Annotated in this window: 7 protein-coding genes; 3 read left to right on the forward strand and 4 right to left on the reverse strand. The window is 57.9% G+C overall.

The genetic code is table 11. The annotated features are described in order from the left end of the window. Window positions 1-171: 171 nt before the first annotated feature. From RHSP_RS06585 to RHSP_RS06595, 3 genes are all read left to right on the forward strand, one after another. Window positions 172-567, forward strand: coding sequence for a DUF1236 domain-containing protein (locus RHSP_RS06585; RefSeq protein ID WP_004111006.1), 396 nt, complete (start codon window positions 172-174; stop codon window positions 565-567). A gap of 158 nt (window positions 568-725) precedes the next feature. Further along, complete coding sequence (locus RHSP_RS06590; RefSeq protein ID WP_004111007.1) at window positions 726-1,100, forward strand: hypothetical protein; 375 nt, start codon at window positions 726-728, stop codon at window positions 1,098-1,100. 150 nt (window positions 1,101-1,250) lie between these two features. Further along, window positions 1,251-1,589, forward strand: a complete 339-nt coding sequence (locus RHSP_RS06595; RefSeq protein ID WP_004111009.1) for a hypothetical protein — start codon at window positions 1,251-1,253, stop codon at window positions 1,587-1,589. Here RHSP_RS06595 and RHSP_RS06600 read toward each other — a convergent pair. The 4 genes from RHSP_RS06600 to RHSP_RS06620 all read right to left on the reverse strand — a co-directional run bounded on the left by RHSP_RS06600 (window position 1,586) and on the right by RHSP_RS06620 (window position 6,999). Then, on the reverse strand, window positions 1,586-1,927 hold the full coding sequence (locus RHSP_RS06600) for a hypothetical protein (protein ID WP_004111011.1): 342 nt from the start codon (window positions 1,925-1,927) through the stop codon (window positions 1,586-1,588). The genes RHSP_RS06595 and RHSP_RS06600 overlap by 4 nt on opposite strands. A gap of 277 nt (window positions 1,928-2,204) precedes the next feature. After that, complete coding sequence (locus RHSP_RS06605) at window positions 2,205-3,152, reverse strand: sigma-70 family RNA polymerase sigma factor (protein ID WP_004111013.1); 948 nt, start codon at window positions 3,150-3,152, stop codon at window positions 2,205-2,207. 124 nt (window positions 3,153-3,276) lie between these two features. Further along, on the reverse strand, window positions 3,277-4,212 hold the full coding sequence (locus RHSP_RS06610; RefSeq protein WP_037150110.1) for an alpha/beta hydrolase: 936 nt from the start codon (window positions 4,210-4,212) through the stop codon (window positions 3,277-3,279). A 480-nt stretch (window positions 4,213-4,692) separates the two neighbouring features. Further along, window positions 4,693-6,999, reverse strand: coding sequence for a methyl-accepting chemotaxis protein (locus tag RHSP_RS06620; RefSeq protein WP_037150106.1), 2,307 nt, complete (start codon window positions 6,997-6,999; stop codon window positions 4,693-4,695). Window positions 7,000-7,578: the final 579 nt, after the last annotated feature.

The following is a 7,578-nucleotide window of genomic DNA, read 5'->3' on the forward strand; positions in this document are numbered from 1 at the left end:
GGGGATACGCCCTTCTCTGCCGTTACGGAACGAACAGAGCGATCAGCGCCGTGTTCCCGAGCTACGGCTTTAGTCGGAACAGCGTCCGACCTAAGCCCAACGCCGGGAACTCTTCGCAACATCAGCGATTGTTCAAGGGTCTCTTACGAGCGAAAACGAAAGGAGAATGCTATGAATACGAAAGCTATCGTTATAGCGGCTGCTGCCCTGGGCCTTCTCGCTGGCCCTGCCTTCGCTCAGTCCTCAACCGTTACCGGTGCCGCCGGCGGCGCGGTAACAGGTGCAGTCGTTGGTGGCCCCGTTGGTGCCGCTGTTGGTGGCGTAGCGGGTGCGATTGTTGGGACTGCAATTGATCCTCCGCATAAGGTCGTCACCTATGTCGAGGAACAGCCGATGCCGTCGGACGAGGTCGTCGTCAAGGAGAAGGTTGTCGTTGGCAGCCCCTTGCCGCGTACCGTAGTGATTACACCTGTGCCGGGCCATCCGACCTACGCCTATGCTATGGTCAATCATGAGCGCATCATCGTGCAGCCGAAGACCCGCAAGGTTGTAAAGATCCTCGACTAAATTCTGCGACAACGGCCCGCGGCGACCTCTTCGACAACTCCACAGGTCGCCGCGGATAGGCCTATCCGGTCGCCTTCTCGGGAAGAATCCGTAACCCTTCGCTTGCTTTTGCCATCTGTGCGCTAAATCATTCTCTAACCCATCTGAGGGAGGTCACCGTGATCAAGCCTTTGGTTTTAATCGGTCTTGCATTGATGCCGACCGCTGCTTTCGCGCAATCCGCCGATCTCGAAGCAACTTGCAAGACCGTGGCGAAGGACTTCTTGTTGTCGGATGGTTTGACGTTCGGCGCCATCCAGTCCTTTCCGGAACTCAAGCCGCCGGGTGTGCGCATGGCCTATTCCACCCGGAAGGGGACGTCACCTGCCGAGATGAGCGACACGTTCGAATGTGAATTCGACAAGCCGGACAAACCGCACAACCTCGCCAAGTTCTGTGTGTCGGGCATATGCTACACGCCGAACGACAGCGACGCTGACCGCAAGCGACGGTTCGAAGAATTGCGCATTCTTTTGCAACGGGCAGAAAAGTAGTTGCATCAACGGCGAGCAGCTTGTCTCGCGTCCAATCCGCAAACTTTGCGGGCACGCGAGATACTGCCGGCGGGCGTCTGATCATCGACGGAAAGATAGGAACATTTGGTGTTGCCGAAGGTTCTCCCTAATCAAGCATGGGAGAAAACGATGATCGAGATAAAGAACAGGAAAGTGACAAAGAGCCCTCCGGATCACGGCGATGTCCGCACCCTGCAGGCACTCGATCAGGCAGCCGGCGGTTCCGGAAGGATTGTGCTTGAGGGGGCTGAGGATGCCTCGTCAGCGGGAATCCGGCCGGAGCACGGCACCGACGATGCGCGCTGCGAAGATTCAGCCGAGTGCGACCTGCAACGAGAGCAGATGGCCGAGGAAGTCTTTTTCAGGATTTCCAAGGTCTTCGGGTCCGAGGACGTCGACGAAAAGGCAAAGCCCGGCGACCAGTCCACCGGCAGGTTCGTACCGAAGCATCTGTGTTCGTCATTCTAGTAAACCGCAATCTGAAGATAGCGGATGTCAGGCCGACTACCGATCTTCGTCTGCAGCAAGCTATGGACCTCGTCCGTCGACATCGGCTTTGGCTGATTCCAGCAAAGTTCCTCGTCCAATGTCGGATCGTCCATTAGGTTTTGCAGCAGATCGCGCATACTGTGGAGATGGTGAAACATGTCACGCGATTTGCCACGAAAGACGGGCGGGTGGTCCCTGAACGTGCCAAAGGCATGCCGGTTCAAATGGCCGACAAAATTATAATGTGCCAGTGCTTCGTCACGGATGATGGTGAGGACATCGTCTTTCGGCGGTGGCTCTCTCGAATATTCAAACATTGCTATCTCCTCCACTCTCAAAAACTCGGAACCCAGCCGCGTGTAATGCTGACGCTCTTTCCAGCTTCGCAGAGGGCCAACCGCTCGCGGACGAACCGCAGCTCGGTGAGCAAAGCCCCGATCGTCGCGCAAGCGTCGCCTTCGAATAGGCCTACATGAGGCAATACCTCTTCCTGCTCCCATGCTGCCAGGGGAAACCATTGTGGTTTCGTCGATATGGAATTGCAGAGCCGGTGGTTCGTATCCATTCAAGAGCTACCGATCCGGCGGAGGCCCACTATGAGCCTCTCTCGACCTTATCGAAAATCGGGCGGCCATTGACGCGAACGTTGTCCGCTGTCGGCAACAACCATGGGCAGGCGTAATAATCGGTAATTGCGTCGATCACACCATCTCGCAAGTGCACGCGTACTGGATAGGTCGGCAGCCAGCCATCGTGTTTCTCGAATAGAACGATCAGCACGGTCTCGCCTTCGACCTCGCCGATGTCGATTCGCCAGGGCGTCTGCGCCCGGTCGAACTCAAGGAAATAGGGTGAATCGACCAGCAGGCCATTGAAGCAATCGGACACGCGCAGTCTTGCGTCGGCGCTTGCGAGCGCGCGGACGCCGTCCCAGTCGCGTTGGTTGAACAGGTCGACATAGCGGTTCAGCAGCCGCGACAACTGGGGATCAGGTGCGACGACCGCGACGGGCACGGAGGGTCGCGCAGGCAAGAAAGCGAGCTTCGTTCGGCCGCGATTGAGCGCCGATTTGACGCCGCCGACAGTCGAATCGACCAGTTCGGCAATCTCCTCCAACGAATAGTCGAATACATCCTTGAGCAGCACGCAGGCCCGTTCTTTCGGCGGCAGATGGATGACAAGGCGCTCGATCGCCCGGCCAGCGCCGAACCCGGTCGGCTCGACCGGCAGGATGATCTCCTCCTCCGCATAATTCGCCTCGGCCCGCTCCCGCGCTTTGCGATTGCGCAGAAAGTCGATGCACCGATTATGCGCAATGCGGAACAACCATCCCTGCAAAGCTCGCGCATCCTCCAGCTGATCGACCTTGCGATAGGCCTCGAACAGGGCTTCCTGTATGATATCCTCGCCATCCATGGCCGAGCCGACCATGCGTGTGCAATAGCGATGAAGCCGAGCGCGCAGATGCGAGACCGTCTTAAGAAAAGCGGCGTATTGGACATCGAAGAGACCGGTGGGTTTGACGCGCGGCTGAAGCTTCATACTTTATCCATCCAAAATCGCACACGGAGCTGCGACCCTTGGCGCAAGCTCACTAGCCGCCTCCATCGTACCCGAGCCGACGAAGCAAGGAAATCCGTTCCGCCGGCCTTTAGCCCCACGACAATCATGAGGCGTTGCTTTCCGCCTCAGGCAGCCCGAGCTTCGGCCTCACCCACGCGGCGAACCTGCCGATCGCATCGTCCGCCTCAGGTGCGCGGCCGGCCAGCATCTGGAAGGAATGAAGCATCCGCGGAAACACATCGATCCTTACATCGACGCCGGCAGTCCTGGCGCGCTCGGCAAAGACGAGGCTGTCGTCGAGCAGTGTTTCATCGCCGCCGGCTTGCAGGAAGATCGGCGGGAAGCCGGTGACATCTGCGTAGAGCGGGCTCGCATAGGGATCGCGTGGATCTACCCCAGCGAGCACCATGCCGGCCAGCCACTCGACCGTTCCCTTCTGGAAGAAGAGATCCTTCTGGCTGTTCGACTGGTAGCTCGCGCCGGCTGCTGCCATGTCATACCAGCCGGAGATGCTGATGATCGCAGCCGGAAGCGGCAGCCCCCGATCACGGGACACCAGAAGTGCGCCAAAAAGAATTGTGACGCCGGCTGAATCCCCGGCGCCTGCGATATGCCGAGGCTCGATGCCCTGATCCAGCAGCCAGCGATAGGCATCAACGGCCTGATTGCGCTGGGCGGGATAGTGCCGCCCCTGGTAAACATAATCGTAGCTAATGGCGAGGGCTCGGCAGCCGGTCGCCTTGGCGAGATGGGCGATCATCTTGCGGTGGGTGTAGATTGAGCCGCCTACAAATCCGCCGCCGTGAATATAGAAGATGACACGGTCATGCACCGCGCCTTTCGGGACGATCCAAAGCGCCGGCCTACCGCCAACCTCCACCTCCAGAAAGTCCACGCCACCCGGTTCCGCCGTCAGCTTGGTCCATTCGGCGTCGTTCCAGGCGGCCGCCTCCTCAGGCGACAGTTGTTCGCCGTTCTGCGCATGGGTCATAAGAGTCTCGTAATGTTTTTTGTTCGCTTCGCTTTGCTTGCTTGCCATTTCATGGGTCTCCTTCTGCCTCGGATTGCCGGCCACCAATCTGGGCAGCACGTTATCCCCCAAGACGAGGCCGAGATGAAAAAGGATACGCGGGTCGATGGCGGTGGCGAGCAGCGACTTGACATGAACGTGCCACGGAGCAACTCTGCATCCTCGCTTCGGTAAGGCCGTGCTCGTCGGCAGCGTTGCGTTTGCGGTGATTGCCGCGGGGTCGGTATGGCCCATCAGCCAGCTACCTGCCGATTACCTTGCCGATCCTTTCGTGCAACATTTTCAGGGGCAGTATCAAAAGGCGGCGGACGACTTCGCAGCGATGGCAAAGCTGGATGAGTACGCTGTTCCCTCTTACCATCTGTGGCGGTTCATCCCTCAATCGCGTGGTAATGACGACCGAGCAGCGGCTAATCTTCGCGCCGTCGCAAGCAACCTGGATCAAGCCAAGTGGCCTATCCAGTCTATAAGCTCTTCCTTAAAGCACACCTACGCCCGGCGTCCCAAGACGTGTATTTCGGCACCCCGATGCTCCTGTGTCAGCGTGAAGTTCGTCAACTGAAGGTCCATTTCGGCAGCTTCCGCGGCAAGCCGGTGGATCGCTGCGGTCGTCTCCTCGACCATAGCGGCATTTTGCTGCGTCATTGCATCCAGTTGGGAAACGGCCACATTGATTTGACGCAACGTATCAGCTTCGTTGCTGGTTGTTTCCATTATCTCGCTGATCTGGCCGTTGATCGCCTCGACGTGGCCGCCGATACCGGTCAGCGCGACGCCGGCACGCTCGACGAGCGATACGCCCGTTTCAACCTCATGTGTGGACTTTTGCAGCAAGTTCGTGATCTCCTTTGCAGCGCCAGACGAACGCTGCGCCAGTTCGCGTACTTCCATCGCAACGACGGCAAATCCCTTGCCGGCTTCACCGGCGCGCGCCGCCTCGACGCCGGCGTTGAGCGCCAAAAGGTTCGTCTGGAAGGCAATCGAGTCGATCACGGCGATGATAGAATTGATCTGGCGCGACGAAGCCCGGATCGCTTCCATCGCGGCAATCGTCTCCCGCATAATCTGGCTGGATCCCACAGTTTCTTGCTTGGCGTCGCGGGCAATACGTTCGGCCTGCTCAGCGCGCTCGATCTGAATGCGGACCGACTGGGTGATCGCATCGATCGCGCTTGCCGTCTCGGAGATTGAGGCAGCCTGCCGTTCGGTGCGGTCGGCAAGTTCGTCGGCACCGGTACGCATTTCTTCTGAGCCTGCACGCATCGCCATGGAGTTTCCTCCGATTGCCGTCATCGTTTCGCTGAGGGCCGTCAATGCGTCGTTGAAATTTATGCGAAGGCCTTCGAGTTCGGTCGGGAAACGGGTCTCTATCTGATAGGCAAGGTTGCCACTGGCCAGATGGCGCAGACCATCGTCGATCAATTGAACGACCTCCTGCAGCGTCTTTGCCTCAGTTTCACGCTCGGCCATATGCTTTTGGCGATCCCGCTCGGCATGAACGCGCATTTCATTACTGGCAGCTTCCAGCTCGCGGCTTTCGATGAGCGATTGTTTGAATCGTGCCAGTGCTTTCGCCATCGTGCCGATCTCGTCGCCGCGATTCTGGCTGCCGATCTCGATGTCAAGATTGCCGTCGGCGACATCGCGGGTGACGCGGGCAAGGCGTGCAAGCGGCGAGAACAGCGGTTTGGTGATGACCCAGGTCGCCGCGGCCATGACGGCGAGAACGCCGAACGCGATCATCGTCAACAAGGTTGCGATTTCGAGAGAGCCGGCATTTAGTTCGCTGAGACGCACGCTTTCCACAATAAGGAAGCGGGAGTTTTTGTAGTCGATACCGCGGACATAGGCCCGCGCCAAACCATCGGCGCGATCGAAGTCGCTGACCGTCATGGTTTTTGCCGAAAGTGCATCCTTGGCGAATGTGAAAGGCGCGACATCGAGCGTCACGAGCTGACCGTCTGCGTTCACACCGATAGCCGAGCTGTCTTCCGAGATGATAGCGGCCTGCGCTGTGCTGCCGGCCACGATGCCCTTGGTGAGGATGCTGCTGATGATGTCGTCACGCACCTTGAAGAGGATAATGCCTTTCGCGGCACCAAGCCTGACGACTGGCACGGCATAGAAGATTGCCGACTTGCCGTTTCTTGCATCGATGCGAAGACCAGAGAAGCCTGTCGGCGCGGAATTGTCAGTCGCTTTGGCGGTGTTTTCGACAGCCTTTGCGAATGCGAGCCCGGCGCCGGTCGACTTCCACACATCGGCCTTCAGGTTCTCGGCGAAATCGTCATTCTTCTTATAGGAGTAGAGGACGTTGCCGTCGAGATCTGCAATCAACAGGTCGCTGAAGGCGGTGCTTTCAAGGTCACGCGCGACCTCGCTCTGTGTCGTCTCATGGTTGGAATAATAAAAGCCGCTTGGTGCCTCTGGCTTCATCAGCTTCTCGCGCTGGTCGGCCTGGTTCGGATTGTTGGTGATGAACACCTTCTTCAATTCGGCGCGGGCATCGCCGGTCTTCCCGATGGAGTTCCAGCCGCTTTTCAGCTTTGTTATCGACATCTGTATTGCTTCGATGCGCGCAATCGAGTTTGCTTGATTTTCCAGTTGGTCCAGTTGATCCCGCAGCATGTCACCTCGGAAGATCAGGATACTCTCCGTTGCCTTGAGCGCCTGTTCGCCGGAAATGCGGTTGCTAGCAAAATAGGCGAGAACGTTGATGACCGCAATCGACAGTGCGGTCAGTAGAATGAAGGTGGCGATGACCTTGAAGGACAGGGATTGAAATCTCTGAATCATGAACGATGTTGCCTTCCGGAACGTCCCATATCGGCGGGGCGCGGGGCGTCCAGCCGGCTGACCTATAAACAAAACACAGGAGCCCTGCCTTCTCTGGAAGGGAACTCACATGCGCATCTTGCGGATCAAAAGTCAGCCATGGAGCTTAAATAGCCGTAAACAGCTCTACTGATATAGTGGGCTTTCACTCTCGCCACGTTGCGCTGCTTACGGTCGTTGCAATAATACTATCGAGAACACACTTTTTCCGGCTTAATTGGTGTGGATGGTCACTTTGCCCACAGTCCATTTAGCGTCATTGACGGGGCGCAATTGATGCAAATCTTTCAGCTGGTAGATAATCACGGATTTCTGTTCCAGAATAAGACCTTATCCCGTCACGGATATCCAGGCGGCGGTTCGTATCCGGTCAAGAGCACAACGCATGATCTGGCTCGCTCCCAATTGGCGTGCTCCATGTGCGTCTCCCTGATTTCCAGTTTTTCGTAAGAGCGCGAGATTGAGGAGCTGAACGCGACAATTGTCGGCCGCTTCCGATTTCGAGCCCGCAATCGGGAAGCCTCGTCGACCCCGACCGCA

It is taken from the genome of Rhizobium freirei PRF 81 (genome assembly GCF_000359745.1).
GTDB lineage: Bacteria > Pseudomonadota > Alphaproteobacteria > Rhizobiales > Rhizobiaceae > Rhizobium > Rhizobium freirei.